The organism is Chitinophaga eiseniae (assembly GCF_900167135.1).
Classification (GTDB): domain Bacteria; phylum Bacteroidota; class Bacteroidia; order Chitinophagales; family Chitinophagaceae; genus Chitinophaga; species Chitinophaga eiseniae.
The window spans coordinates 1-1,495 of the sequence record NZ_FUWZ01000011.1 but is presented as its reverse complement, the minus strand read 5'-3'; the positions used below and the strand labels follow the sequence as shown (position 1 = coordinate 1,495).

Annotated in this window: 1 protein-coding gene; it reads left to right on the top strand. The window is 54.3% G+C overall.

The features are described 5' to 3' along the window. Positions 1 to 1,495 (top strand): non-ribosomal peptide synthetase (locus tag B5D63_RS33960; protein WP_159456271.1); only part of this gene is annotated, 1,495 nt, incomplete at both ends.

The following is a 1,495-nucleotide window of genomic DNA, read 5'->3' as shown; positions in this document are numbered from 1 at the left end:
ACGCTGATGGCTATCCTGAAAGCAGGCGGTGCTTACCTGCCGCTGGATACCAGCTATCCGCAGGAGCGTATCGACTATATGATCGCCGACAGCGGCTGCCGCCTGGTGATCGATGCCGCAGCGCTGGCGGACTTCCGCGCGCATGCCGCCGGTTATAGCGATCAGCTGCCGGAGCAAATCAATCAATCCGCAGACCTGGCCTATGTGATGTATACCTCCGGTTCCACCGGCAAGCCCAAAGGAGTGATGATTGAGCAACAGAGCGTGGCGAGGTTGGTAATGGGATGTAATTATGTGCAGCTGAAAGGAGAGGAGGTTTTACTGTCAACAGGGGCAGTGTCCTTTGATGCTACCACTTTTGAATACTGGAGCATGTTACTGCATGGCGGTACGCTGGTGATGAGCTCACTGGACGTATTGCTGGATGATGAACGATTGTTGCAACTGATCAACCGGGAGGGCGTGACGATGATGTGGTTTACCGCCGGATGGTTCCATCAGCTGATAGACAGGTCGCCGCATATTTTCCGCTCACTGCAAACGGTGTTGGCGGGAGGAGACAAACTATCAGCAGCGCATGTACGCATTTTACAGGAATCCTGTCCGCAGCTGACAATCATTAACGGTTACGGGCCTACGGAAAATACTACTTTCTCCCTGTGCCATGTGGTGAAAGCATCGCAGGTGGAAATTCCCATCGGCAGACCCGTGAGCAACAGCACCGCTTATGTGTTGGACAAGGCTGCGCAACTTTGTCCAATAGGTGTGGCCGGAGAGATATGGGTAGGAGGCGATGGACTGGCCCGTGGTTATCTGAACAATCCTGCCCTGACGGCCGAAAAGTTTGTAGCACATCCTTTTATTCCCGGGGAGCGTCTGTATAAAACAGGCGATGTAGGCAGATGGACGGCATCCGGAACATTGTTGTTCTGCGGTCGTGCCGATGATCAGGTGAAAGTGCGCGGCTACCGGATAGAGCCGGGTGAGATCACTCATGCTATTCAGGGCTATGAAGGGATACAACAGGCAGTGGTGGTCGCTGCTGAAATACAGCCTGGCGAAAAAGAACTGGTCGCTTACACGGTAAGTGCCGCTGAAATTGATATTGCCTTGCTCCGTAGCTGGCTGTCCGAAAGGCTTCCGGGCTATATGGTGCCGGCTTATTTTGTAGCATTGGACGGCCTGCCGCTGACGGCCAACGGTAAGGTGGATAAACGCCGCCTGCCATTGCCGGCAGATAACGGACAAAGACATACGAACTATATTGCTCCCCGCAATGCTACGGAAGCGTTGCTGGCAACAATATGGCAGCAGTTGCTCTCGCGTGAGGCAGGGGTGAAAGACAATTTCTTTGAGCTGGGTGGGCATAGCTTAAAACTTTCCCGCCTGGCAGCCGCCATCCATCAACAGTTCTCGGTCCGCGTGCCTTTGAAGGAACTGTTTCTGCGGCCCGTATTGGAAGACCAGGCGGCCTGGATCGCCGGACAGGAACAGC